Raw genomic sequence first — 25,893 nt, 5'->3', positions numbered from 1 at the left:
CATATACAATGAAAATCAAGTTATTATTTATACTTCTTATAACATGCACAGGTGCTTTTGGGCAGATTAGGTATGGCAACTACGGTAGAACCAAATCGGAAAATACCGTACGTATCAACTATTCCAACCCTAAAGAATACACTATCGCTGAAATCCAAGTAGTAGGTGCCGAATACCTCGACCATATCGCGCTGACATCCATCTCTGGGCTCAAAGTCGGTGACAAAGTGAAAATTCCTGGTGATGACATCACTCAGGCCATCAAAAAACTTTGGAAACAAGGACTAATCGGTAATGTAGAAATCTATGCCACCAAAGTAGAGGGCTCTAATATTTACCTCACTATTGAACTAACCGAACGTCCAAGGCTTAGTCGATTCAACTTTCATGGTATTACCAAAAGTGAAGAGTCTGACCTACGGGAGAAAATTAACCTTATCCGAGGACGTGTGATGACAGACGCTATTATCAAAAACAGCGAACTCACTGTCAAAAAGTACTTCTATGAAAAAGGATTTCTAAACACACAAGTAGATATCAGATACAGCCAAGACTCTATTATCAGCAATAGTGTCATGTTAGACATTGATATCGAAAAAAATAGAAAAGTTAAAATCAGAAACGTCAATTTCGTTGGCAATGAGAACTTCCCTGAGATGAAACTAAAAGGGAAAATGAAGAATACTGGAGAAAGACCAAGATTCAAAATCGCAGGAGCATTAATCGCGACAGGTATCAATGCCTTAAAGCCCAAAGACAAACGTGTAAAAATCAAAGACGAAGAAGACACAGCATGGTACAGTCTCACTAAACCACTAATAAACTTAGTGATTGAAAACGTTAAACTAAACGTTTTCAAATCTTCTAAATTCGTAGAAGAAAAGTACAAAGAGGACAAAGAGGCACTTATTGCATTTTACAACTCCAAAGGGTATCGTGATGCCTACATCGCAGAAGACACCATTGTCACCATAGACGAGAACTCTGTTGACATAGACATACGCATCGTTCCTGGTCAACAGTACTTTTTTAGAGAGATCACGTGGACGGGTAACTTTATCCATGATGACAGAACACTTGATCAAATTTTGGGTGTAGAGCGAGGTGACATCTACAATATGGAATCTCTGGACAAGAAACTAAATTATAACCCGAACGGCCCAGACATCAGTTCGCTGTACATGGACAATGGGTATCTATTCTTCTCCGTCAATCCAGTGGAGGTCAAGATTGAAGGAGACTCCATTGATGTGGAAATGAGAATCTACGAAGGGGCACAAGCAACTATACGTAAGGTATACGTAACAGGTAACGACCGTACCAACGACCATGTGATCATGCGTGAACTCAGAACGCTTCCTGGACAAAAATTCAGCAGATCGGAGCTTATCAGGACACAGCGCGAACTATCACAACTTGGCTACTTCAACCCCGAAACAGTATCACCTAATCCGATACCAAACCCTGTAGACGAGACCGTGGATATAGAATGGTCACTAGAAGAAAGACCAAGTGATCAAATCGAGCTATCCGGTGGATGGGGTGGATCTTTCGGGTTTGTAGGAACCTTAGGACTGACTTTCAACAATTTCTCTTTGAGAAACTTGACTCACTTTGACAAATGGAGACCTCTCCCCGTAGGTGATGGTCAAAAGCTGTCTCTTAGATTGCAAGCCAATGGCCGCCAATTCCAGAGTTACTCTATTAGCTTCTCTGAACCTTGGTTAGGCGGTAAAAAACCGAAATCTTTCGGCGTGAGCTACAACTATTCTGTACAACGCAGTCTCAACCCCTACAACAGAAGAGAAATACTAGGGTCAATGCAGGTAACAGGTGTGACAGTTAGTTTGGGACAACGACTCAAGTGGCCTGATGACTATTTCACACTGAGTAACGCTGTATCTTACACGAACTACAACCTTTACCGATTTGGGCAGAGCCTAGGTTTTGATGAAGGAACTGGTATAGCAAACAACTTTACCTTCACTACTACGCTATCAAGGAATAGTGTCGACAGCCCGATGTACCCTAGAAATGGGTCATCAATCAGCTTGAGTTTAGCACTAACTCCTCCGTATTCTTTGTTCAATGACCTAGACTACCAATCTGCATCTAACAACGACCGATACAAATGGGTAGAATATCACAAATGGATGTTTGACGCCAAATACTACATGCAGCTAGCGGGTAACCTAGTCCTATCTGCACGAGCACACATGGGATATTTAGGATCATATCAAAGTACTACAGGAATAGGTCCATTCGAGAGGTTCCAACTCGGGGGTGACGGTCTCACAGGCTCTAACTTCCTCTTGGGTAATGATATCATTGGACTCAGAGGGTATGACAACAACTCGATCACTCCTACCGAAACAGTCAATGGTAACGTGATCAGAGGAGGTACTTTGTACAACAAGTTCGTTTTCGAACTGAGATATCCAGTATCATTGAACCCATCGGCAACCATATATGTATTGAGTTTTGCAGAAGCGGGCAACAACTGGCTCGACTTTACAGAGTACAATCCTAACAACCTCTACACCTCGGCAGGTGCTGGTGTCAGGATATTCATGCCCGCATTTGGTCTCTTAGGCATTGACTGGGGCTATGGTTTCGATCCAGACCCAAGCAACCCGAACGGGTCGGCTAGTGGTGGTCAGATTCACTTCTCAATCGGCCAAACCCTACGCTAGAATAAAAAGCAAGAATGAACAAATCATTAGCAAACAATGGACTAATTTTAAATCCTATGATGCGCAAAATGAAGAATATAATTAATTTCGGTTCGATTCTTGTAATACTGCTTCTATGTCAGTCAAATGCGCTTTTGGCACAAAAATTTGGTTACGTAGACACGGATTACGTGCTAAGTCAGATGTCTGAATACAAAGAAGCTAATGCAGAGATTGCAAAATTATCCAAAGCATGGGAGGCCGAAATACAAGAAATGTACAAGGAAATCCAAGCGCTGGAGACATCCTTAAAAGCAGAAGAAGTCTTGCTAACTAAGGAAATGAAAGATGATCGTTACAAGGAAATCGATCGAAAATGGAACGAAGTAAAAGAGTATCAGAATAAGATATTCGGATTTGAAGGCTTGTTTTTTCTCAAAAAGAAAGAACTCATCAAACCTGTTCAAGACAAAGTTTTCGAATCAGTAGAAAAAGTAGCAAAAGTTCATAGATTGCAGATTGTTTTTGACAAATCTGGTGATCTAGTCATGATATATACCGATCCTGTGCATGACTACACGGATTATGTGTTAGAAGAATTAGGGTTGGGTGATAAAAACGATGTAATAAGTAATAACTAATTTAGGATAGAAATATGAAGATCAAATCATTAATCGCAGTATTGGTATTGGTATCTGTATCGCTTGGGGTTCAAGCTCAGGCAACCTCTTTCAAATTTGGATACACCAATGTAGAATATATATTGAGCCAAATGCCAAAAGCTAAACAAGTAGACTCTGAGTACAAAACCTACGAGTCTCAGCTTCAAAACCAATTGCAGTCAAAAGGACAAGAATTCCAAACTAAACTGCAAGAGTATCAGCAAGGAGCTGCTACAATGACCGACATCATGAGAGCTGACAAAGAGTCTGAATTGCAAAATCTACAAGCGCGATTGGAAAAATTCCAACAAGATGCGCAAGTGTCATTACAAAAAAAGCAAAACGAGCTGTATGCGCCACTTTTTGAGGAAATAGGAACAGCGATTAAGGCTGTTAGAACTGAGCAAGGGTTCGATGCTATATTCAGCACAGGTGTACCAGGCGTTGATATTTTATTGGATGCTGATGAGAAATTTGACGTATCAGATTTAATTTTCAAGAAATTAGGCATCACTCCTCCTACTACTGGCGGAGCAGGTAACTAATCAGAAGCTACAAAACGTTTTTAGGGCCTTGTTTAACAGATGTTAGACAAGGCCTTTTTTCTGCGCCACGTTTCCAACAAAACAATAGTGCAGTCTATATTCCCGAGAATTGCTTCATTATTCAAATACTTTTTCTATGCAGTATAGAGATAGCGTTTCCATGAGCAACAATAGAATATCGAACACTCACGCACCCTCTAACAAATTAAACAGGTATTGAATTTCACTCTAGCATAATTGATTGATCCAAAACAATCGCAACTGGTACAAGACAACAAGTATGATAGTATTAGCCAAAGACAATCTCCTAATTTATTACTATAGTAATATCCCTAGAATCAATCCAAGTCCAATCAATACAGGTGCAGGGATCTTAGTATAGATGAGAACCAAAATGGTAGACAAGACAATACCAATGTTAAGATAGCTCTCATACCCAGGGAAAGAAAAATCTATCAGTGGTAAAAGCAATAACAAAGCAGCTGCTAAAATCATACCCGCACTTACTGCATTGACTCCATCTAAGGAGGCCTTTACAATTCTAAATTTCTTTAATTCATCCCAAAAACGAATCACAAAGAAGATCAAAAATGCACCTGGTAGAAATACGCCCACGGCAGACAGAAAGCCGCCTAAATATTGACCTAAAACACCATACTCCCTCATAGATACAGACCCTACAAAACCAGCAAAAGAAAATACGGGACCAGGCACTGCCTGTACCAAGGCATAGCCAGACAAAAACTCTTCTGATGACAAATACCCCTTGAACTCTACAAACTCCGTAAACAGGAACGGCACGAGCACTTGCCCCCCACCAAATATCAAACTACCAATTCGATAGAAATTCTCAAAAAGATCTATTCCTCTCCAATGTGTCACAGCACCTAAACCTGCAGCTCCTAATAACACAGCTCCCCAAAGAAAGAAATTAGCCCATTCTATATTGATCCCCTCCTTCTCTTCCTTTTGCTGACGTTTGTAATTGACCCCTGTAATTGCCCCTCCGATTAAAATCAAAGCGGGAAAAACATAGGGTGTACGGATGAGAAAACTACTAACAGCAGCAGCGATCATCAGACCTATCGCCAACCTAGTGTGAATCACTTTTCTAATGATTATATATGCCGAGTAGCTAACGATCCCTACCGCCGTTGGCTGTATATACCTCGTGAAACTCAACGATATATCATGCTCCTCCAAAGACGAAATCAACACACCAGCCGTAGACATAATGATAAACGCAGGGATGATCCAAACTAAGAGTGTTAAATATGCCAAATTTGGCCCTCCTACCTTGAAGCCTATCGCGGTAAGTGTCTGAGTGGAGGTAGGACCTGGCAAAAATTGACAAAGCGCATGGAGCTCTATAAAATCCTTCTCGTCGAGATATCGTCTCTTCTTGACCATCATATCTAGCATCATAGCAAAATGAGCCTGTGGGCCACCGAATGCAGTCACAGCTAAGATGATCACATCTCTTAAAAAAATATAATATCGAACTTTCTTAATGGTCATTTTTTCAACCCAATCTCAGCGAGACGCTGATGCAAAAACTCTCCCGCAGTGATATCTTCGTATTTTTTTGGATGTTCGTCATCTACACACCCAGGCAAACAGGTCAAATCCATTTCCGATCTTGGGTGCATAAAGAACGGAATAGAAAAACGAGATGTCCTCATCAGTTCTCTTGGTGGATTGACCACCCGATGTATTGTTGATTTCAATTCATCATTGGTGTGCCGAGCCAGCATATCTCCTACATTCACAATGATCTGCTCAGGCAGGGCGGTAATAGGTATCCACTTGTCATCTCTACGCTTGACCTGGAGTCCATCCGCACTAGCCCCCATCAGTAGCGTGATCAAATTAATATCACCATGCTCCGCAGCACGTACTGCATCTGCTGGTATCTCCTCAGGGTTGTCTATTGGGAAATAGTGAATCGGACGCAGGATACTGTTGCCATTATGTACACGACTTTCGAAATAGTCCTCTTCCAAATCAAGATACAGCGCAATTGCTCGCAGCATATTTTTACCCGTCGATTCTAAGGTTTTGTAGGCCTCTGACGCTACATTCTCAAATGCGACCACTTCGGCAGGCCATATATTATCTGGATACTGTTCCTTGATGGGGTCATCATCCTCTACTATTTGTCCAACGTGATAAAATTCTTTTAAATCCCCTGTCTTTCTACCTTTCGCGTGCTCCTTGCCCTTGCCGATGTATCCTCTCTGACCAAACAACTCTGGCACTTCGTACTTTTCTTTGACCTCCGTCGGCAGGGAAAAAAAATCCTGCACACATTGATATAGATTTTGAACCAATGCATCAGATAACCCATGATTTTTTATTGCCACGAAACCAATGTTGGTATAGGCACGACCCAGTTCAGCTACGAAATGGGCTTTAATGTCTGGATCTGTGGATAAAAAATCTGCCAAATCCAGTGACGGTATCTCGTCATATAGATGCTCACTCATGTCATTTTGATTTGAAGTAGTTGTTGTTCATTTCGACTGTTAAATTAATATATGTTCACCAGATTGAGGGAGACTACTTAAACAATTGTGACAGCACCGTCATTGATTTTAGTTCCCCAAACCCTTCAATGTGCTGACCATAATAGTTGACCATATAACTAAGACAGTCCTTCCTCAGCCTATTGTCCAATACTAGCGGAGCATTAAGATCATGATTGTTCATATACAATATACTATCATAAATCTGATTAAAATCTGTATTGACACGCTGGAGTATGTTGTCCTTTTCGAGTTCTGATTTTTGGTGGATCCCAAAACCAATAAAATGGGTCAGGTGGACCATCAAATACACATGCATACTTTCATATCCATTGGTTCTCTGATCCAGCAGCATGATAAAATGACATAAAAATTCGAAGACTATTCCCCGTTGATCTTCCTCCCTGAGGACTTTGTGCAGCAGCTCCGTCACAAAGAGAGCGATAGACGACTTCTTGACCTCAAATGGGATACTCGAAAGCGTATAGGCAGACTTGTACTCTGATATTCGCTGCAGCTGATCGACCTTGTTGTCCTTGTGATAGACTACCATTTCCAATAGTGTAAGAGGCTGTAGCAGCGCCAGGCCCTTCTTCGATCTCTGGCTTCTCACCCCATTGATGATATAGGATTGTAAACCGAATTCGTCAGTATAGATGCGTGCGATGATCGAACTTTCGCGGTATTTGATATAGTTGAGAACTATTCCTTTCGTCTTATGTAGCATGTGCTAAAAATTTGACCTAGCGAAATTCCAATTCAGCAACTGACACACGACCATATAGCTCATAATTTTTCTTTGGGATCAAAATCCTCATAGAAACATTTTCTACATCTCGCTTCGTACACATTCTTCTCCCCCAACATCACCTTGTCCTTGGTCGCTGACAGCCGATACGAAAACGAAGCGACACTCCCGCACTTCATACAAATCGCTCGGACTTTGGTGACATACTCAGCTATGCCCATTAGTGCTGGAATAGGCCCAAATGGCTCTCCCTCAAAGTCCATATCCAAACCAGCTATGATTACGCGCTTACCTGAGTTGGCCAGCTTACGTGATACGGCTACCAGTTCCTTGTCAAAAAACTGCGCTTCGTCTATCCCCACCACATCTGAGTTACCTGTCAACAGCAGGATATCATCGGCAAACTGCACTGGGGTCGATCGTATGGAGTTTTCATTATGCGACACCACATTCGTATCATGATATCTCGTATCTATAGCAGGTTTGAAAATCTCAACCTTTTGATTGGCAATCACGGCACGGTTGAGCCTACGAATCAGTTCCTCTGTTTTGCCTGAAAACATAGACCCACAAATCACCTCTATCCAACCTGATGACTTGGCACCCATAGCTCCTCCCTGATCAATCCCTGGTTCTATGAACATAGCTTAATCTTCCGAATATTCGAGATGCATAAATTTATTTTCTTCCGCCACCTTGATCACAACATCTCCCAGCACGGAGCATTGACATGCTAGCCTTTCGTTAGGCTGAAGGCGACTATTAGCCCTAAATTTTTCTTCCACAGGGGATAATTCCGAAAGCTGGTCTGAACCTTGTAGCACGATAGCACGACAGGTCGTACACCGACCTTTGCCTCCACAGGCAAACATCCAATCCACATGGTTTTGATGGATCAGTTCTAAAAGGTTTTTATCTTCGTCGTTGGTGAAAATTTCCTTCTTGTGAAGGTTTTGTATAACGATTCTCAGCATATTCTATAACTTTACAAAAGAAGCAATTATTATGCACGGTAGCAAATTAAATCCCCAAGCCAAACACTCCTTCATTCACGATTATAGCCAGCTCATATTGGACGATTTTTTCGGACAAAACGAAGCAATCAGCGGGCAACAAATCATTTCTCTCACTTCCATCAAACAAGTTAACTTCTTTATTTTAAAGGTACTTTTTGAGGAATGGCAGGAGGAGACCAAAAAATTCAAAAGCCCATATTTTAACTACCAAAACGAAGAGGTGAGTCATGCCCTTCACACGTTGGTCAATACGCTATCCAAGCACATTCATATCCAAAAGGAAGATCTAAGACCACTACTAGAGCGGGCTGTCACAGAAACCATAGACTACCTCTATACGCCGAGTGATTATCTGCTACAAGAAGCTACCAAACTGAATTCTACTGATCTAATCCAAGAGTTAAAAAATCTAGGAAAATATATCAAGCTCTATAAAGACCTGTACGATGCGATCATACAAAATCTGGAAAAGGGCATGTCAACAGATGCACCTGTTCTAAAAAGTGTAATTAAAAACGGGGTAGAAAATTACGCGCTCAATCAAGAAGAGCAACAGGAAATAGAGATACTCTTCAATACCGTGACTCCTTTTGATCTCCTAGAAAAAGAAACGCCTGTAGAGCCAGTAGCCTCCGAGCCTGAGACAGCAGAAGAAGTAAATTTCTTTGATACGCTAGAAGAGCTACCCGAAGAACCCGTTCATGTCTCACCAGAACCGATAGAACCAGAGCCACAAAAAGAGGAACTCATCACAGCGCCTGAAGAAAGGCCTAGTCCAATCTATGAAGAAGACTCGATGGTAGAGGAGTTCGAGCCAGAGGTTGCACCAACCACATTTGAACCTGAAACTCCTGTAGAAGAAAAACCTAAGAAAAAAGGCACTTCATCTAAGCCTAACTTGAATGAGCAGTTTGCTCCACAAGACATACGTACACTACACCAGCGCTACGAAGAATCAGGAGAGCAAGCAACGATCGCCTCATCCCATGAGTCCAAACCTACGCCAGAGTTGGTCAGCTCTATCAGTATCAATCAGCGTTACCTGTTCATCAAAGATCTATTCGAAGGAAACGAAAAAGACTATGAAAAGGCTCTTTACCAAATGGAGACAAGCAAGTCTTTTGATGCATCAGTAGAATTACTCGTTCAAAGCTATGCTAAAAAATACGCTTGGGACATGAACTCTGATGAGGTGAAAGAGCTGCTAAAAGTGATCTTTAAACGCTTTAGATAAATACGCTATCTCACTAGTACCTGCATCCTATTGGCATCTAAAGCAAGTAGAATAAAAAGCAAAACAGTAAATGACCAGAGGGACGACCCCCCGTAGCTAAAAAATGGGAGGGGAATACCAATTACCGGAAACAAACCTATGGTCATGGCTATGTTCACAGCGAAGTGAAAGAAAATAACGGCCAACACGCCATAGCCATATACACGAGCAAATTGTGTCTTTTGTCGTTCGGCGATAATTGAAATTCGTATCAGTAGGGTCACAAATAAAACAACCATCACCAAGCTACCCATCCAGCCCCATTCTTCTCCCAGCGTACAGAAGATAAAATCTGTACTTTGCTCTGGCACAAAATCAAACTTGGTCTGAGTTCCTTGTAAAAATCCTTTCCCAAAAAATCCACCCGATCCTATCGCAATTTTAGACTGTGTCACATTCCATCCAGCACCTAAGGGGTCTGCGTCAGGATTGATCAATGATACGACCCTACTACGCTGATGAGGTTTCAGAACATTTTTCATAATAAAGTCTACACTCGTCACCGTTGCAAAAATTCCAAAACCTACTACCACAGTGATCAAAATGCGTTTCGGGTGCTTCACCGATGCTCCGATTATCACCAAACAAAGTACACCTGCCGTAATAAAGATTACAGTTTTGCTCACCAAAAGTGTCAGCACAAACAAGACAACTAATCCAATCGCCAGTATAAAATAAATCGGGGAGAGCCCTTCTCTAAACAGTATAATAGCAAACGCAGCAAATACCATAGCAGAACCAGTATCCCCCTGCATGACGATTAGTACCATAGGCAAAAACATAATACCCGCAGCAATCAGTTGTGTCTTGACATTCGTCATCTTGACATGAATATCACCTAGGTATTTCGCTAATGCCAAAGCTGTGGCGAACTTGCTAAACTCAGATGGCTGAAACCTGAAGCCACCGATCTGAAACCATGACGTAGATCCAGCGACTTCACGTCCAAACAAGAGTACCGCGATAAGCAAAAACACCATCACACCATAGATTATATAACCAAAGGAGTCAAAAAATTTGTAGTCCAGACTAATCACACCAATGATCAGCAGAATAGAAGTACCTATCCATACCAGCTGCTTACCGGGATTGAAAGACAAAGAGAACATACTAGATGCCAGCTCTTCTTCATAGACTGCTGCATAGATATTCACCCAGCCTAGTATCACCATGGCAAAGTATAGTAGGACCACTGTCCAATCAATTCGATCTAATACGCTATCTCCTCTCAATACAAAAAGTCCCCTTTTAATACAAAATCCTCAAGCCACTGGCGGGTTATTTCTCCCTTGATGTAGGACTCTATCATCAAACTCGAAATCGAGGCTGCAGCCCTACCTCCCCAGCCGGCATTTTCTACATATACCGATATAGCAATCTTCGGTTGCTCCATAGGTGCAAACGCCATGAAGGTAGAATGATCCTCGCCATGTGGGTTCTGAACCGTCCCTGTCTTGCCACATATCTCAATATCTTTGATAATAGCACGGCCTGCTGTACCACTTAGTGCCCGTTGCATTCCCTCTATCACTACTTGAAAATGCTCTGGCTTAATCCCCGTTTCGATTTTCTCAGAATAATAGGGATCCAAATATTTCGTAGAACCTACCGACTTGACCACATGAGGTCTATAGTAATGCCCCCGATTGGCCATAATCGCTGCTAGATTAGCCATCTGAATCGGGTTGAGTAACGTTTCTCCTTGGCCAATACTAAGCGAACTCAGATTCGACACCTTCCATCTCCCAGTTCCATAAATCCTATTGTACAGCTGTGGACCTGGCACTTGTCCCGCCTTTTCGTTAGGGAGATCCACACCTAGGGGAGTTCCCAAACCAAATTTGTGCATCTGCTCTTTCCAATTCTTCAATCCAATAGGAGCCTGTTCGAATTGACTCAGTTCTGGATGCTGATTGATAATCCTTCTAAATACTTTGAGAAAATAATTGTTAGACGAATACATGATTCCCTTTCGCATATCGTAGTACCCAGGAGGAGCATGATCCCCTATCAAGCTGTTGTCACAGTAAATTTGTTCGTTGGCAGTGACCACACCTTCCTCTAGGGCTATGAGCCCTTGCACTACTTTAAAAATAGACCCTGGTGGATACATCGCCATTAATGGGCGGTTAAAAAGTGGCTTCAGACTGTCCTGAGTTAGCTTTCCATAGTTGCTACTAAACTCACGGCCACTTAGTAAACTGGGTTTATAAGTCGGTGCAGAAACAAAAGCCAATATCTCTCCTGTCGAGGGTTCGATCGCTACCACACTACCAGTCTTCCCCTCCATCAGCTTCTCGGCATATCGCTGTAAATCCAAATCTATTGATAATAATAAATCATCGCCAGGTATAGAAAGGGTATCCAATTCTCCATCTTTGAATGAGCCTTGATCCACGCCTCGAACGTTCACCATTTTGTACTCTACACCACGTTTACCACGTAACTCATTCTCGTAAGAAGACTCTATACCCGTGATACCAAGATAATCTCCCTGTCGATAGTAGTTCGTTGTGTCCGCTCGTAATTGCCTCTGGTTGATCTCCCCGATGTACCCGAGAACATTACTGAGGTTGTCAAAACTGTAACCGCGAATCGTCCGTGCTTCGGGGTAGAATCCCTTTACACCCGTCATTTGATCCGAAATAGAGGCAAACCACTCACTAGAAATTTGCTTAGCAAACTGTGAAGGCTGAATATAAGAGTACCTCTTGGCCTTGTTCATCGTCGCATCAAAATCCTCTCGGGTGATCCTAAACAACTTACAAAATGCCAAAGTGTCGGGAATAAAGACCTCTTTGGGAATGACCATCAGGTCGAATATTGGCTCATTGTGTACGATGAGCTGGTTATTTCTATCATAGATCAACCCGCGATAGGGATATTCGACGACCTTGTGGATGATGTTGTTTTCTGCTGCTGCTTTATAATTTTCATCCAAAATCTGAATAAAAAATAACTTGACCAAAAAGGTCGCAGCGATCAGTACGATGAAGATCCTGACGATATATTTTCTATCATCATGCATCCCTATTTGATCTTTCGATAAAACAAATACTGAATAATCAATATCATGGCTAACGTAAACAGAGAGGTATAAAATGCAGTACTAAGTGTCTTCCAAAACATCGAAAACCCTGCTGCCTCTATAAAGAATATCAGTAAACTATGAATCAATATCAAAGGGTAGGCAAACATCACAAACCATCGAAAACCTTGATTTCGGATATTGATTTTGGCTCCCGCGTCATAGCCTCCACTAGGTGTCATCACTCGAGACCAGTACATTTTTAGATACACCAAACCCAAACAAGCCGCAGCATGCATACCTAGCGTATTATAAAAAACATCGACAATCATACCCACGATGAATGCCAATATGAGCTGAATAATAGCTCCAGTGTCTACAGGGATCAACAGCAAGATCATCAAATAACCAAAACAAAAAGCTACGTCAAAGAGCACCATGTTCTTGAACAACAATACCTGCCCTAGTAAGAGCAAGAAAACACCCAGTAATCCCTCGAAAACTCTAAATCTACCCATCCTCTCGAGTCGTTATTTGGATCAAAGAATCTATTTCCATTTTGTCTGGCAAAGACAACAAATAGACATGTTTCAGTCTGTAAAAATCAGTAGCTAGCTTAATCTGTGCATCATAAAAAGTCGCTTGATCTTCTAAGTGTACTTCACTCACTGTACCTATCAACTCCCCTTCTGGAAAAATCGAATTGTACCCAGAAGTCACAATAGAGTCCCCCACATTAAGCGCAATGTGCCTTGGGAAATATTCTATATCGGCATACTCTGGATCTTCGCCACTCCATGAGATCGTACAGAGCCCATTGGACAAGCCATGTTTGGCAGAAATCATCGCCCGTCCATGTAACAACGACACCACGGTCGCATAATGCTCCGAGACATATTTAACCTGCCCCACGATACCATTAGAACTGATCACGCCCATGCGTTCTTTCACGCCATCAGCCAGCCCTCGGTCAATCGTCAAGTAGTTGTTTCGGAAGAAAACGGAGTTGTCTATCACACGTGCATGTAGCGCGGGAGTTTGAGTAACCATACTGCTATCCAAAGTATCTGTCACAGCAGTAATCAAAGGCAAGGTCGAAGTATCTCCAAAATCCAATAGCTGCTGACGAAGCATAGCATTCTCTGCTATTAATTCATTATTTCGCTCTAGGAGAGAAAAATAATTGGTGACCGACGAAGACGTTTTATATAGGGATGCAGCCACCTGATTTGACGAAGTAAAATACGTCGCACTATGGTAGCTGTTGCTTTTAACAATCACGAAAAAACAGATTCCCTCCAAGACAATGAACACCAGTAGTGTTCTATACTTGAATAGAAACTGAAGGAGTCTGTTCATTTACTATGACATTAATACAGCCTTGAAAGCTTCGATGTTTTTAAGCGCCTCACCAGTACCTCTTACGACGGCCTTTAGCGGATCTTCTGCGATGTGTATCGGCAGTTTTGTTTTCAGTCCCAGACGCTTGTCTAGCCCTCTGAGCAAAGCTCCTCCGCCCGTTAGGTAGATCCCATTGTCATAGATATCTGCCGACAACTCTGGTGGTGCTATCTCTAGTGCTTTGAGCACAGCCTCTTCTATTTTAGAAACCGATTTGTCAATTGCAAACGCCACTTCTGAATAAGATAATTTGATCACTTTAGGAATCCCTGTCATCAAATCTCTACCTCGGATATCAAAATCCTCAGGCCCCTCATCCAACTCTGTTAGAGCTGAACCCACGTTGATTTTCACTTTCTCAGCAGTTCGCTCACCGATGAGCAGGTTATGCTGACGTCTCATGTAATCCAAAATATCCTTATTGAAAGCATCTCCCGCTACACGGATCGATTGATCACATACGATACCCGACAGGGCAATCACCGCAATCTCTGTCGTCCCCCCTCCAATATCTACAATCATACTACCAACAGGTCTTTCAATATCTATCCCTATTCCAATCGCCGCGGCGATTGGCTCATGGATCATATATACTTCTTTGGCGCCTGCATGCTCACACGAATCTCTTACTGCTCTTTTTTCCACTTCGGTAATACCTGATGGGATACAGACAATCATTCGATGTGAAACAGGAAATAATCTTCTTTTGTCCTTGTCGATCATTTTGATCATACCACGGATCATAGATTCGGCTGCCTGAAAATCTGCGATCACACCGTCTTTGAGAGGACGTATGGTCTTTATGCTTTCATGCGTTTTTTCATGCATCTGCATGGCCTCACGCCCGATAGCCAACACCTTGTTTTTAGCTTTATCGATAGCAATAATTGAAGGTTCGTCTACAACCACTTGTCCTCTACTAATAATCAACGTGTTAGCGGTACCCAAGTCAATGGCAATGTCGCTCGAAAACAAATCTAAAAATCCCATACTGATAGCTTAATCAAAAATTTTATATTGAGTGGATTGTGACAAATTACGCACAATTTAACTCTCAATCAACATTATACAACTACGAATATATTATTTGTATTCCTTAATGCTTAAAGTGCCTCGTACCTGTCATGACCATCGCCATTCCGTGCTCGTCACAGTAGTCGATTGACAGTTGATCCTTAATCGATCCACCAGGCTGAATCACCGCTACTACCCCTGCATTGTCTGCAAATTCAACACAGTCTGGGAATGGGAAAAATGCATCGGATGCCATCACAGCTCCTTTTAGCTCCATCCCGAAAGTTGCCGCTTTTTCTACCGCTTGGTTGAGTGCATCGACTCTAGAGGTCTGACCAGTCCCACTCGATAGCATCATGTCCTTGTTCGCAAACACCACCGTATTAGACTTGGTATGCTTACAGACTTTAGATGCAAAAAGCATGGCCTCCACTTGCTCCTGCGTAGGTGCTGTTTTAGTTACTGTTTTCAGATCTTCCGCTACATCGGTTTTCAGATCTGCATCTTGCATGATCACACCATTAAGAAGCGTCTTGAATTGCTTCTTGCTCGTAGCAACAGGCTTGATCTTGAGGATAATTCTATTCTTTTTAGACTTCAAAAGCGTTACGGCCTCTTCGTCATACTCTGGAGCGATAAGCACCTCACAAAACAACTTGTTAATTTCTTCTGCAGCAGCCATGTCTACTTTCGCATTGGTAACAAGCACTCCACCAAAGGCCGAAATATTATCAGATGATAATGCTCTAAGATAGGCCTCCTTTACTGATGTCCCTTTGGCAACACCACAAGCGTTAGTATGCTTGATGATTGCAAACGCTGTCTCTCCTTCAAATTCTCTAATGAGGTTAACCGCAGCGTCTACATCGACGAGATTGTTGTAAGAAAGCTCCTTACCGTTCAGTTTGTCAAACAGTTCATTCAAATCCCCAAAGAAAGCGCCCTGCTGATGAGGGTTTTCTCCATATCTCAATGGAGAAGCCTGACGAATACTTTCTTTGAAAACATCCTCTTGGCCTCCCTGATTAAAGTAATTGAATATCGCACTATCGTAGTGAGATGAGATATCAAATGCTTTGGTAGCAAATCTCTTTCTCTGCTCTAAAGTTGTCTCTCCGTTTTGAGCAGAAAGTATATCAACTGTTTCTGCATACTGCTCCATTGACGAAACGATCAGTACGTCATTAAAATTCTTAGCCGCACCTCTAATGAGCGAAATCCCTCCGATATCTATCTTCTCTATAATCTCTGCTTCGGGTGCTCCGCTAGCCACTGTAGCTTCGAATGGGTACAAATCCACTACGACCAAATCAATATCTGGAATGCTATGCGTCGCTTTCTCTTCTTTGTCACTTTCATTGTCTCGACGGTTTAGAATACCTCCGAAAATTTTAGGATGAAGTGTTTTGACACGACCAGAAAATATAGACGGATAGTCTGTGATCTCTTCGACAGGTGTCACGGCTATACCCAAATCTTCGATGAACTTTTGCGTACCTCCTGTAGAATAAAGCTGAACATTATTGTCAGCCAAAACTTTAACCAACTGATCTAAATTGTCTTTGTGAAAGACTGAAATAAGTGCGGATTTGATTTTTTTAGAACCCATTTTCTCTGCTTAAAAAATAAGCTGCAAAGCTACTTATTTAATTGACAGACGCATAGTGTTCTCTCTAAAGATTCCCTAGCCTTTATGTTCTAGAAGATAAGACTCGATAGCTTTAGGAAAATAAGCGTATTCTAATTCGTGAATTTTTTCGGCAAGGCTATCAGGCGTATCATCTGCTACTAAACTGACACGCTCCTGACACAATATCCGGCCATTGTCATAGACCTCATCTACGAGATGAATCGTGATCCCACTTTCGGTCTCCTGATCCGCTATCACTGCACGGTGCACCCGATCTCCATACATACCTTTCCCTCCATACTTAGGCAAGAGAGCCGGATGAATGTTGATCATCTTCTCACGGTAGGCTTCTATCAAATATTGGGGAACTAACCAAAGAAAACCCGCCAGCACGATGTAGTCTACCTCATGCGTACGTAAACTATCTAACACGTTCTCGCTTTGATAAAATGTCGGACGATCGAAAACCTGTGAAGGAACCCCCAGTTTGGCAGCTCGCTCTAGCACATAGGCAGTAGGTTTATTAGACAAGATGAGCACGACCTCTATCTGGTCATGACCTGAGAAATAATTTGTGATTTGCTCGGCGTTAGAACCACTACCAGATGCGAATATTGCGATTTTTATCTTGCCCATATTATATATAAAGAATAGCCATGCTGAATATGCCTGCAACAATAAGCCACTTACAATAATTACTCAAACGCGTGAAGGCAATTTTTGTATCCGCGCGTACCAGTAGTCCAATAAAGTGAACATAAAACAACCCCATGATTGAAAAATAAATGGTCATTTCCAAACTGGCCAAACGATACAAAAAGTAACACAGCGCAAAAAAGAAAGCCACCATGAGTACATATAACACATATTTTGTTTTCCTCATACCTATGACTATAGGTAATGTTGCACCACCGAATCGTTCGTCTCCCTCCATATCTTCTATATCCTTGATCACCTCACGAATCAATGTAATCCCAAAGGCAAAAAAGGCATACACAAAAAGCAACAAATCAAACCGCTGGTAAAACACGCCTAATACCAGCAATGTCGCTGCGGTCATCAGTGCCACGACAAAATTCCCCACAAAAGGTAGTCTTTTCAACTGATTCGAATACCACCATAGCAATACCGCACAGACCAAATTAACCAACCCCACCCATACCGACACCCATACACCTAGTAATATACCAGCGGTATTCATACCAAGGTGAGCCAGCATCACAGGTCTTCGTTTGATGTTTTTCCCAACGATCACTTTGTTGGGCTTATTGATGAGGTCTATTTTAATATCGTAGTAGTCATTGATAAAGTATCCGCTGGCCGCTACAATCATAGTCGCTACTACCAATCCGAGCAATCGAGCATCCATCAATAGGTCGAATGGATTTTGATTGCGCCCGAGCACAAACACCGCTCCAGCGTACTGCGTGCATCCGATGATGAAAAGATTATTGACACGGCTCAGTTTGAGCGCATCGATTAGTAATCTAAAATGAGATTTGATTGGCATATATATCCTACATATTGCCCCAGTCCTGCTTGAGGTCGCTCAAGGTCAGTGGAGGCAAATCCGTAGCGGTAGTATCTGTACCTATTTCTATTGAATTCGACTTCCATCCAGCGTGCGCTCTCGAAAAAGAAATGGTCTTAATCTCCAAACCCGCACGAATCAGAGTGTAACCGACGAGTAACACATCGGCATTACTCACAGAGTCTCCCACGTACATGGCGTTGGATTGATCGCTCGCTCGCAAAGGAGAAGGCCTCTCATGGATATAAAACCCATACTTTTCCAATCCATACACCTTGTCTGCGTCTTTATCTTTAACATAGTACCGAATGATTGTCTTTTTGACGGGAGAGCCGTACTCTGGAGATTGTCGCATCAGTTCTGCATAAAACAAAGAATCTGTATTCAGATCCTTCACAGGTTTGAGCTTTGCCTCAGGTTTGGTCTTGAGTATTTTAACCTTGTGAGGCTGGTTAATTGTCTTTCCGCTGTCTATGAATAAACTGTAATTTTCTATAGGCTGCACATTCCCCTCCTCGTCTATAATGACACGTTGGTGGGTCACCTTTTCTTCCGTATGCGTATTAATTACCGAAAGGTGAAGCGCAACGATGGACAGTGTAATTACAACCAAGGTAATTATAGGGTTATGAGAGCTTGAACTTTCGTCTGTCATCAGCTATGTTTTTTTGGTCGTCAATGGTGTGTAGTTCATCGATCCATGCAATTTAGCATAGCTTAAGGTGAAAATACACTTCGAAATGTGCTATTTTATCGCTTAAATTTAAGCTAGAACCCAAGAAAGCACAAAATCACCACAGATTGCTAGAAAATTTTATATTTTTGGGCGTGCTACGTAAAACTATACTTAGCATAATTCAAATTATTAAGAACTGGAATTATACCTAAATAAGAGAACTCAATTAAATCCTATGAAAAAATTATTACTGTTGCTGATAATTTTCACAACCACACTAAGCTCCTACGGCCAAGAGATGAGTACGATGACCGATGCTCGTGACGGAAAAGTGTATAAGACTGTGAAACTACAAATCGAACTAGAAGGTGGGATTTTTATCGAAAGAGAATGGATGGCCGAAAACCTGAATTTTGAAATGGAAAATTCGGTCTGTTACAAGAACTACCCCGCCTACTGTGGCAAGTTCGGTCGTTTGTACAACTGGGTAGATGCTAAATCTGCATGTCCAGAAAACTGGCATCTCTCTACTCAGCTCGAATGGCAAGAACTCATGATCGCCTATGGCGGATACAAGACTGCAGGAAAGCACCTCAAAGAGGGTGGTTCCAGCAATCTAGGCATCATTATGGGGGGCTTCTCAAACGTAGAGGGTCAGTTTAGTGACATCAGCAAAACTGCCCATCTCTGGGATGCAGAACTCGGTGATAAAAGGACTGCAGGTTTGATATCGCTTTATGCTGACTATGACGAAGTATCACACGATGTAATCAGTGCGCGTAATATGAACAGCTGTAGATGCGTAAAGGACTACTAATAGTAGTCTGGTGCTAAGTAATTAGGATATATCTGTAAGTGGTGCTTTTTGACTTTCTCAAAGAGCATCCTTCTAAACTCCGCTACATTCTGTTTTTTCACTGCCGATATAAATATATTGGTTTTACTCGTAGAGGTCGTGTCTATACCAGACGAAAAATCAAAGCCTCCTTCTTCAGGAGATCCAAGTTGATCTATCTTGTTATAAACCACGATCATCTCTTTATCCCCAGCACCTAGCTCAGTCAAGGTATCATTCACCACCGTCATTTGTTCTTCGAATGATGGATGAGAAATATCAACTACGTGTAGGAGAATATCTGCTTCTCTCACTTCCTCCAAGGTAGACTTAAACGATTCTATCAGGTTATGAGGTAGTTTTCTAATGAACCCAACCGTATCTGACAACAAGAAAGGCACGGTATTGATCACTACTTTTCTGACCGTAGAATCTACCGTCGCAAAAAGCTCATCCTTGGCGTATATTTCTTCTTCCTTGCAGAGCATCTTCATAATAGTAGACTTACCCACGTTGGTATACCCCACCAATGCTACGCGTACTACACCCTCTCTAGATTTTCTCCTAGTCTCTCCTTGCTTATCTATTTTCTCCAGCTTCTTTTTCAAAACGGCAATTTGATCCCGAATCATCCTTCTGTCCGTCTCTATCTCCTTTTCACCTGCTCCACCTCTGGTACCAGTCCCTCCACGCTGACGCTCTAGGTGCGTCCACATTCTAGTCAATCGAGGCATCAGGTATTGATATCTCGCTAGTTCCACTTGAGTCTTTGCCTGAGCCGTTTTTGCTCTTTTGAGAAAAATATCAAGAATCAACAAACTACGATCATAAATCTTAACCTCAAGATCACGCTCCAAATTACGCAACTGCGATGGCGTCAAGTCATCATCGAAGATCACAATATTAATCTCACGATCTACCACATAGGTATGAATCTCCTCCAACTTACCTTTCCCTACAAAACTCCGAATGTCTGGCTTATCTAACTTTTGCACGAAGGTCTTAGAAGTCTCTATACCCAGCGTACTTGCTAGGAATTCCAGCTCGTCTAAATACTCTTGTGTTTTCTCCTCAGATTGTTTCTGTGGTGACAATGCCACTAACACCGCTCGTTCTGTCTCCTTCTCTGTTAGATAATAATCTCCCATTCTTTGATTTTTTTACAAAATTCATCAATTATCTGGATTTAGTATAGTTTTACATCAAATCCTTGAAGAATCCATTCATGAGAATTGCCATTACCGTCAATACGTCTTGGAATATATACAACTTTAGGTCAGGACTGATCAGAGTACTATTGGCACAAGGTCATACAATCATTGCCGTGGCACCCAAAGATGAATTCTCCCAACGACTCATCGACATGGGGTGCATCTACCGAGACGTCACCATGAACAATACGGGTTCTAACCCCATCAAAGACCTAAAACTATACACTCAACTCAAGACAATCTATCGAGAAGAAAAACCTGACATCATCTACCAGTACACCGTCAAACCAAACATCTATGGATCAATGGCTGCTAAATCACTCAGCATCCCAGTCATCAACAATGTTAGCGGTTTAGGTACTGTATTTCTAAACAAAGGAATCACCCCTCGTATAGCCAAGCTTCTCTATAGACAAGCCTTCCAAAAAGTCGAATTAGTTTTCTTTCAAAATCAAGACGACAGAAAGGATTTTACCGATCAAATTAAGCTACCTAGACTCAAAACAAAACTACTACCAGGGTCGGGTATTAATCTATCCGAATTCAAATCTGAACAGGAGCTGGTTACTACCCCATTTACCTTCCTCATGATTGCACGTCTAATCTTAGACAAAGGAATCATTGAATACCTAGATGCTGCTCGGGAACTCAAAAAAACACACCCTGAAGTCACCTTCCAGCTACTGGGGCAACTCGATGAAGGTCATGCTAGAGGCCTCAGTGCCAGTACTCTTCAGACTTACATAGACGATGGATCTGTAAGCTACCTAGGCACCAGTGATCAAGTCAAGGCGACCATAGAGCCCTGCAGCTGTGTCGTACTCCCCTCATACCGAGAAGGGACCCCAAAGACACTACTAGAAGCCTCCGCCATGAGTAAGCCTATCGTCACGACGGATGTACCTGGATGCAGAGAAGTCATCATCGATGGACAAAACGGATATTTGTGCATGGTCAAAAACACTACAGATCTACAAAAAAAGCTAGAAAAAATGCTCACCCTAGACCATGACACACTCGTAGAAATGGGGAAAGCAGGCCGAAAACTGGTAGAGAAAAAATTTGATGAATCGATCATTATAAATCATTATCTAACCGAGACATACAAGATTCTCTCCTAAGAAGAGAAAAGAAGTAGCTATTCTCAGGTATATTACTCCTTTTATTTGCTGTACTTCAGGGCATTTAATAAAATTGCACACTACAAAATTGACACGTACTTGAACAAAACCATAACATTGATCTTACTCGCCTTTTTATGCTCCTGCAAGGCATACAAGCAAGACATTATGTTCAAGCTGGATTCGAAATTTTCCGAAGCTCAACTATCAACAGCCATACTCCATGCTGAGCGCAACTACGTCATCCAAACCAACGACTACTTAGAGATAGATGTATACACCAACAAAGGTGAGCGACTCATTGATCCTAACAACGAACTGCAACAAGGCATGACGGGCAACAACCAGCGCATGCGTGAAGAGCTTTCCTATCTCGTACAAAAAGATGGCACTGTCAAGATACCCATTGTCGGACAAATACACCTAGATAGCCTAACCCTCAACCAAGCGGAAAAACTTCTAGAAGAACGTTTCGACGAGTACTATAAAGACGCTTTTGTCAAGCTAAGCTACAGCAATAAAAGAGTCATCGTTCTCGGTGCTGTAGGTGGCCAACTCATCCCTCTCACCAATGAAAATATGAGTTTACTCGAGGTTTTAGCACTCGCAGGAGGTCTAGAGTTAGGGGCGAAAGCGCAAAACATTAAAATAATCAGAGGTGCTCTCAACAAGCCCGAAGTGTACCAAATCAACCTGAGCACTATCCATGGAATGACCGACACCATGATCAACATGGAACCTGGAGATGTCATATATATCGAACCATGGAGAAGACCATGGCTACAGGCTACCAAAGACATTGCACCTGTTCTAAGCTTGCTCAGTAGTACCCTAGCACTCGTATTGGTACTTCAAAACCTAAAATAATTGAATTTTTCGCCAGAACATAACGTCCTCAACCAAACCAACAATCAGAACGCTGATAGTAGTGGCTCACCACTTGATGATTTGGATTTTGACAAAATCAAGCAGGTTTTTGTCAAAAACGTCATCTGGATGCTACTCATTCTATTACTCATCAACGCCAGTACCGTACTCTATGTCCGCTATACCAAGCCCATCTATAGCTCCGAGTCTATTCTAAAACTCGACATCAAAAGTGAGGCTGGCATATTGGGGATACAAAACCCAATGGATCAAGACATCAAAGGACTTTCTGGGGAAATAGAAATTCTGAAATCTAGATTATTTGCTAGTCAAGTAGTTAATGCCGTGGGCATGGATGTGTCTTATTTCCGCCCAGGAAGAAGCCACCTCTCAGATGAGCGTTACGGCAACTCTCCATTTCAGGTATTGTACAATGAACTGAGCTCAGAGCTACTAGACCGCCGTATCTACATAGAATTTGTAGGGGACAACCATTTTTATCTCAGCCTAGATCATGATCAGACAGAAGGGAGGCCCAAATACAAGTTTGGAGAAATGATCTCCCACAGACTTGGAGAACTCACCATCCAAAAGACCAGCAATTTTGCATCACAAAAGAACCTTGTAGAGTTCTATTTCATCATCAATAGTGAAGATGCTCTGATTAATTATTTTCAAAAAAACATCGTCGTAGAGCCTATTAACTTCAACGCAAACACCATAAAAATAGCCCTCTCTGACCCTAACAAATACAAAGCAAAAAGTCTACTCCAAGCAATAGACACGATATATCTGAACTTCACTAAGGCGGCCAAAAATCTAGCAGTAGAGCAAAAAATCTCTTTCCTTGATAGACAGATGAAAAAAACACAAGTCGAATTAGAACAATATGAAGACTACTTTGAGAAGTTCACCATCCAAAACCGAACCACAGACTTGTCCAGAGACCTGAACAATACCATTCAGTTACTTAATCAACTCGACTCGCAGCGTTTCAAAATCCGAAATCAAATCACTGCCATCGAACTAGCCTCCGAGCAACTAGACGAGGGCACCCCTATCAGCCCAGTAGACATGCCCAAAGAAATCATGCAGTTGTTGGTCGACTACAACAAGCTGAAAAATGAAAGAATGTTAAAACTCGAAAGTTACAATGAGAACACACAAGTCATACAACGTTTAAATCAAAGGTTAGAAATCAGCCAAAATTCTGCAAAATTTAGACTTACCTCTTACCTAGACAACCTAATCTCGACGCAAAAAGAGCTGGCCGAAAAACGCAAATTCCTTGAAAGTAACTTTGCAGAACTCCCTTCTATGGGAACCTCCTACAACAAAAACCGCAGGCTTCATTCCTTACAAGAAGAATTTTATTTCTCTCTCATCCACAGTAAGATAGAGCTAGAGATTGCTAAGGCAGGTACTGTCACCAACTTTGTTATTCTCTCTCCAGCCTCCATGCCCAACGAACCAATAAAGCCAAAAAAATTAATCATCTATGGTGCTGGCGCAATCATCAGTTTAGTGATTTGTTTTCTATTTGGCGCGATTGCTTACATCAGTGATGACAAAATTTCAAATTCGCGCGAGCTCGAGAAACACCTAATGGCTCCACTACTCGGCGTAGTGCCAAAGTATAGGGCAGAAAAACTCCCTACGACTAGACTTGTGGTATCTAACAACCCTAAGTCATCTATGAGTGAGGCACTGCGATCTATCCGTACCAACATGGAGTTCATGTCCTCTGGCAATGGCCGGAAAATCATCTCCATCACTTCTACAGTTAGTGGAGAAGGGAAAACTTTTATCACGGTCAATCTAGCAGCCATATTTGCTTATTCAGGACTCAAAGTGGTAGTCATCGATCTAGATATGCGTAAGCCTAAGGTTCACTTGGCTTTCGGAAAACAAGAAACGAGCAAAGGTGTTAGTACCATTCTCATCGGCAAAAACACGGTTGATGAATGTCTCAATACGACCGAAGTAGAAGATCTGCACTATATCAGTGCTGGCCCGACACCTCCGAACCCCTCAGAACTATTGCTCGGCAAACGGTACGATGAATTTATATCTGAACTAAAAGAAAAGTTTGACATCATCATGTTAGACACACCACCAGTGGGACTAGTGACCGATGGTATACTTGTGATGAAGAAAAGTGACCTTCCGCTCTATGTAGTTCGTGCCAACTATTCTAAACGATCCTACCTTAAGTCTGTACACGGACTGATTAGAAACAACAAATTTCATAACATGTCCGTCATATTCAACTCCGCTAGTAACAAAGGAACCTATGGCTATGGATACGGCTCAGGTGGCACATCAGGCTACTATGAAGAAACCGTTAAATCTAAAAAAAGAAGCTTCTTTAGAAAAAAATCATAATGATCAATTGGTTTAACCATCGAAAACCACAGCCCTCAATTCATACAGATCTCCATTCACACCTCATCCCAGGGATCGATGATGGAGTAAAATCTTGGGAGCAATCATTAAATATTATTCAAGGGCTTTATGCATTAGGTGTTAACAAAATCATAACGACACCACACATCATCAACGACTACTACCCCAATAAGCCTGAGACAATCTTAGCCGGGGTAGAAGAGTTAAATCAGCGGCTCACAGAGGCCGATATTAAGGCTAAAGTAATAGCAGGAGCAGAATACTATATAGACGATTGGTTCATCGCAGCGATTGATGATGACACAGAATTACTCACCTTTGGCAACCAATACATACTGGTAGAAACAGCTTTTATGAACAAGCCTCTGCAATTAGAAGAGGTGTTTTTTAAACTACGAGCAAAGGGGTTCACCCCTATCCTAGCTCACCCAGAGCGATATCAGTACCTCCAAGAAAACTATAGTCTGATCCAACCCATCATCGATATGGGTGTCAAACTACAAATCAATTCCAGCTCCTTCATTGGTTATTACTCCAAAGAAGCAAAAAAAACAGCTGAGCACCTTGTCAAACAAGGGCAAGTACACTTCATCGGATCTGATATCCATCATGAGCAACACCTAGCCAATTATCAAAAGGCCATGAAAACAAAATATTTCAAGAAGGCAGGGCAACTTTCACTACTCAACAACTCATTGTAACACTAGGCATAGATAAACACCGCTGAAAACT

Annotated in this window: 24 protein-coding genes; 9 read left to right on the top strand and 15 right to left on the bottom strand. The window is 42.0% G+C overall.

Annotated elements, in window-relative coordinates:
• The first annotated feature begins 8 nt into the window (after nt 1-8).
• Genes BUB99_RS15630 through BUB99_RS15620 form a run of 3 tightly spaced genes read left to right on the top strand, consistent with a single transcriptional unit; the run spans nt 9 to nt 3,879 of the window.
• Complete coding sequence (locus BUB99_RS15630) at nt 9-2,693, top strand: BamA/OMP85 family outer membrane protein (protein ID WP_073123988.1); 2,685 nt, start codon at nt 9-11, stop codon at nt 2,691-2,693.
• Nucleotides 2,694-2,707: 14 nt separating this feature from the next.
• On the top strand, nt 2,708-3,313 hold the full coding sequence (locus BUB99_RS15625; protein WP_245816853.1) for an OmpH family outer membrane protein: 606 nt from the start codon (nt 2,708-2,710) through the stop codon (nt 3,311-3,313).
• A 14-nt stretch (nt 3,314-3,327) separates the two neighbouring features.
• A complete protein-coding gene (locus BUB99_RS15620) occupies nt 3,328-3,879 on the top strand; it encodes an OmpH family outer membrane protein (protein WP_073123986.1) in 552 nt (183 codons plus the stop codon).
• Between the two features lie 318 nt (nt 3,880-4,197).
• Here BUB99_RS15620 and chrA read toward each other — a convergent pair whose 3' ends face one another.
• The 5 genes from chrA to BUB99_RS15595 all read right to left on the bottom strand — a co-directional run bounded on the left by chrA (nt 4,198) and on the right by BUB99_RS15595 (nt 8,126).
• Nucleotides 4,198-5,397, bottom strand: a complete 1,200-nt coding sequence (chrA, locus tag BUB99_RS15615; RefSeq protein WP_073123983.1) for a chromate efflux transporter — start codon at nt 5,395-5,397, stop codon at nt 4,198-4,200.
• Complete coding sequence (locus BUB99_RS15610) at nt 5,394-6,365, bottom strand: isopenicillin N synthase family dioxygenase (protein WP_073123982.1); 972 nt, start codon at nt 6,363-6,365, stop codon at nt 5,394-5,396. Before BUB99_RS15610 ends, chrA begins: the two co-directional genes overlap by 4 nt.
• Nucleotides 6,366-6,438: 73 nt before the next feature.
• A complete protein-coding gene (gene recO, locus BUB99_RS15605; protein ID WP_073123980.1) occupies nt 6,439-7,131 on the bottom strand; it encodes a DNA repair protein RecO in 693 nt (230 codons plus the stop codon).
• Between the two features lie 59 nt (nt 7,132-7,190).
• A complete protein-coding gene (locus BUB99_RS15600) occupies nt 7,191-7,796 on the bottom strand; it encodes a thymidine kinase (RefSeq protein WP_073123978.1) in 606 nt (201 codons plus the stop codon).
• Between the two features lie 3 nt (nt 7,797-7,799).
• A complete protein-coding gene (locus BUB99_RS15595; protein WP_073123976.1) occupies nt 7,800-8,126 on the bottom strand; it encodes a 2Fe-2S iron-sulfur cluster-binding protein in 327 nt (108 codons plus the stop codon).
• A 31-nt stretch (nt 8,127-8,157) separates the two neighbouring features.
• Between BUB99_RS15595 and BUB99_RS15590 the strand changes: the two genes are divergently transcribed.
• On the top strand, nt 8,158-9,402 hold the full coding sequence (locus BUB99_RS15590) for a hypothetical protein (RefSeq protein WP_073123974.1): 1,245 nt from the start codon (nt 8,158-8,160) through the stop codon (nt 9,400-9,402).
• Nucleotides 9,403-9,407: 5 nt separating this feature from the next.
• Here BUB99_RS15590 and rodA read toward each other — a convergent pair whose 3' ends face one another.
• From rodA to BUB99_RS15545, 9 genes are all read right to left on the bottom strand, one after another.
• Nucleotides 9,408-10,634, bottom strand: a complete 1,227-nt coding sequence (rodA, locus tag BUB99_RS15585; protein WP_245816852.1) for a rod shape-determining protein RodA — start codon at nt 10,632-10,634, stop codon at nt 9,408-9,410.
• A 35-nt stretch (nt 10,635-10,669) separates the two neighbouring features.
• Nucleotides 10,670-12,469 (bottom strand): peptidoglycan D,D-transpeptidase FtsI family protein, encoded by a 1,800-nt coding sequence (locus BUB99_RS15580; protein WP_073123970.1) that lies wholly within the window; start codon nt 12,467-12,469, stop codon nt 10,670-10,672.
• Nucleotides 12,470-12,471: 2 nt separating this feature from the next.
• Complete coding sequence (locus tag BUB99_RS15575) at nt 12,472-12,987, bottom strand: hypothetical protein (RefSeq protein ID WP_073123967.1); 516 nt, start codon at nt 12,985-12,987, stop codon at nt 12,472-12,474.
• Nucleotides 12,980-13,828: a rod shape-determining protein MreC gene (gene mreC, locus BUB99_RS15570; RefSeq protein ID WP_073123965.1), complete on the bottom strand. Its 849-nt coding sequence runs from the start codon at nt 13,826-13,828 to the stop codon at nt 12,980-12,982. The genes BUB99_RS15575 and mreC overlap by 8 nt, the downstream gene beginning before the upstream one ends.
• Nucleotides 13,829-13,831: 3 nt before the next feature.
• Entirely contained in the window at nt 13,832-14,860 is a 1,029-nt protein-coding gene (locus BUB99_RS15565; protein WP_073123963.1) for a rod shape-determining protein, read from the bottom strand.
• Between the two features lie 106 nt (nt 14,861-14,966).
• Nucleotides 14,967-16,493 carry a bifunctional phosphoribosylaminoimidazolecarboxamide formyltransferase/IMP cyclohydrolase gene (purH, locus tag BUB99_RS15560; RefSeq protein ID WP_073123961.1) on the bottom strand — a complete coding sequence of 509 codons (1,527 nt, stop codon included), beginning with the start codon at nt 16,491-16,493 and terminating at the stop codon, nt 14,967-14,969.
• A 75-nt stretch (nt 16,494-16,568) separates the two neighbouring features.
• Nucleotides 16,569-17,150 (bottom strand): phosphoribosylglycinamide formyltransferase, encoded by a 582-nt coding sequence (gene purN, locus BUB99_RS15555; RefSeq protein WP_073123959.1) that lies wholly within the window; start codon nt 17,148-17,150, stop codon nt 16,569-16,571.
• A gap of 1 nt (nt 17,151) precedes the next feature.
• Entirely contained in the window at nt 17,152-18,024 is an 873-nt protein-coding gene (locus tag BUB99_RS15550; protein WP_073123957.1) for a geranylgeranylglycerol-phosphate geranylgeranyltransferase, read from the bottom strand.
• 7 nt (nt 18,025-18,031) lie between these two features.
• Complete coding sequence (locus BUB99_RS15545) at nt 18,032-18,700, bottom strand: hypothetical protein (RefSeq protein WP_073123955.1); 669 nt, start codon at nt 18,698-18,700, stop codon at nt 18,032-18,034.
• Nucleotides 18,701-18,956: 256 nt separating this feature from the next.
• Between BUB99_RS15545 and BUB99_RS15540 the strand changes: the two genes are divergently transcribed.
• On the top strand, nt 18,957-19,538 hold the full coding sequence (locus tag BUB99_RS15540) for an FISUMP domain-containing protein (RefSeq protein WP_084190591.1): 582 nt from the start codon (nt 18,957-18,959) through the stop codon (nt 19,536-19,538).
• Here BUB99_RS15540 and hflX read toward each other — a convergent pair.
• Nucleotides 19,535-20,704 carry a GTPase HflX gene (gene hflX / locus BUB99_RS15535; protein WP_073123950.1) on the bottom strand — a complete coding sequence of 390 codons (1,170 nt, stop codon included), beginning with the start codon at nt 20,702-20,704 and terminating at the stop codon, nt 19,535-19,537. The two genes, BUB99_RS15540 and hflX, sit on opposite strands and share 4 nt — an antisense overlap.
• A gap of 77 nt (nt 20,705-20,781) precedes the next feature.
• Between hflX and BUB99_RS15530 the strand changes: the two genes are divergently transcribed.
• From BUB99_RS15530 to BUB99_RS15515, 4 genes are all read left to right on the top strand, one after another.
• The gene (locus tag BUB99_RS15530) at nt 20,782-21,888 is read left to right on the top strand and encodes a glycosyltransferase family 4 protein (RefSeq protein WP_073123948.1); all 1,107 of its coding nucleotides are present in this window, start codon (nt 20,782-20,784) and stop codon (nt 21,886-21,888) included.
• 99 nt (nt 21,889-21,987) lie between these two features.
• Entirely contained in the window at nt 21,988-22,755 is a 768-nt protein-coding gene (locus BUB99_RS15525; RefSeq protein ID WP_245816851.1) for a polysaccharide biosynthesis/export family protein, read from the top strand.
• Nucleotides 22,756-25,140 (top strand): GumC family protein, encoded by a 2,385-nt coding sequence (locus BUB99_RS15520; protein WP_073123946.1) that lies wholly within the window; start codon nt 22,756-22,758, stop codon nt 25,138-25,140.
• A complete protein-coding gene (locus BUB99_RS15515; RefSeq protein WP_073123944.1) occupies nt 25,140-25,862 on the top strand; it encodes a tyrosine-protein phosphatase in 723 nt (240 codons plus the stop codon). The genes BUB99_RS15520 and BUB99_RS15515 overlap by 1 nt, the downstream gene beginning before the upstream one ends.
• The last annotated feature ends 31 nt before the right edge of the window (nt 25,863-25,893 follow it).

The organism is Reichenbachiella agariperforans (genome assembly GCF_900142205.1).
Lineage (GTDB): Bacteria > Bacteroidota > Bacteroidia > Cytophagales > Cyclobacteriaceae > Reichenbachiella > Reichenbachiella agariperforans.
Note: the sequence above shows the minus strand (reverse complement) of the source record. Positions and strands in the feature narration are given on the sequence as shown.

Bases quoted from the DNA above. Each gene is read 5' to 3' on its own strand.
- purH (WP_073123961.1), bottom strand. From the start codon at position 16,493: ATGGGTTCTAAAAAAATCAAATCCGCACTTATTTCAGTCTTTCACAAA.
- purN (WP_073123959.1), bottom strand. From the start codon at position 17,150: ATGGGCAAGATAAAAATCGCAATATTCGCATCTGGTAGTGGTTCTAAC.
- BUB99_RS15625 (WP_245816853.1), top strand. From the start codon at position 2,708: ATGAACAAATCATTAGCAAACAATGGACTAATTTTAAATCCTATGATG.
- recO (WP_073123980.1), bottom strand. From the start codon at position 7,131: ATGCTACATAAGACGAAAGGAATAGTTCTCAACTATATCAAATACCGC.
- mreC (WP_073123965.1), bottom strand. From the start codon at position 13,828: ATGAACAGACTCCTTCAGTTTCTATTCAAGTATAGAACACTACTGGTG.
- BUB99_RS15575 (WP_073123967.1), bottom strand. From the start codon at position 12,987: ATGGGTAGATTTAGAGTTTTCGAGGGATTACTGGGTGTTTTCTTGCTC.
- BUB99_RS15550 (WP_073123957.1), bottom strand. From the start codon at position 18,024: ATGCCAATCAAATCTCATTTTAGATTACTAATCGATGCGCTCAAACTG.
- BUB99_RS15620 (WP_073123986.1), top strand. From the start codon at position 3,328: ATGAAGATCAAATCATTAATCGCAGTATTGGTATTGGTATCTGTATCG.
- BUB99_RS15595 (WP_073123976.1), bottom strand. From the start codon at position 8,126: ATGCTGAGAATCGTTATACAAAACCTTCACAAGAAGGAAATTTTCACC.
- BUB99_RS15580 (WP_073123970.1), bottom strand. From the start codon at position 12,469: ATGCATGATGATAGAAAATATATCGTCAGGATCTTCATCGTACTGATC.
- BUB99_RS15530 (WP_073123948.1), top strand. From the start codon at position 20,782: ATGAGAATTGCCATTACCGTCAATACGTCTTGGAATATATACAACTTT.
- BUB99_RS15600 (WP_073123978.1), bottom strand. From the start codon at position 7,796: ATGTTCATAGAACCAGGGATTGATCAGGGAGGAGCTATGGGTGCCAAG.
- BUB99_RS15515 (WP_073123944.1), top strand. From the start codon at position 25,140: ATGATCAATTGGTTTAACCATCGAAAACCACAGCCCTCAATTCATACA.
- BUB99_RS15540 (WP_084190591.1), top strand. From the start codon at position 18,957: ATGAAAAAATTATTACTGTTGCTGATAATTTTCACAACCACACTAAGC.
- chrA (WP_073123983.1), bottom strand. From the start codon at position 5,397: ATGACCATTAAGAAAGTTCGATATTATATTTTTTTAAGAGATGTGATC.
- BUB99_RS15545 (WP_073123955.1), bottom strand. From the start codon at position 18,700: ATGACAGACGAAAGTTCAAGCTCTCATAACCCTATAATTACCTTGGTT.
- BUB99_RS15590 (WP_073123974.1), top strand. From the start codon at position 8,158: ATGCACGGTAGCAAATTAAATCCCCAAGCCAAACACTCCTTCATTCAC.
- hflX (WP_073123950.1), bottom strand. From the start codon at position 20,704: ATGGGAGATTATTATCTAACAGAGAAGGAGACAGAACGAGCGGTGTTA.
- BUB99_RS15630 (WP_073123988.1), top strand. From the start codon at position 9: ATGAAAATCAAGTTATTATTTATACTTCTTATAACATGCACAGGTGCT.
- BUB99_RS15610 (WP_073123982.1), bottom strand. From the start codon at position 6,365: ATGAGTGAGCATCTATATGACGAGATACCGTCACTGGATTTGGCAGAT.
- BUB99_RS15565 (WP_073123963.1), bottom strand. From the start codon at position 14,860: ATGGGATTTTTAGATTTGTTTTCGAGCGACATTGCCATTGACTTGGGT.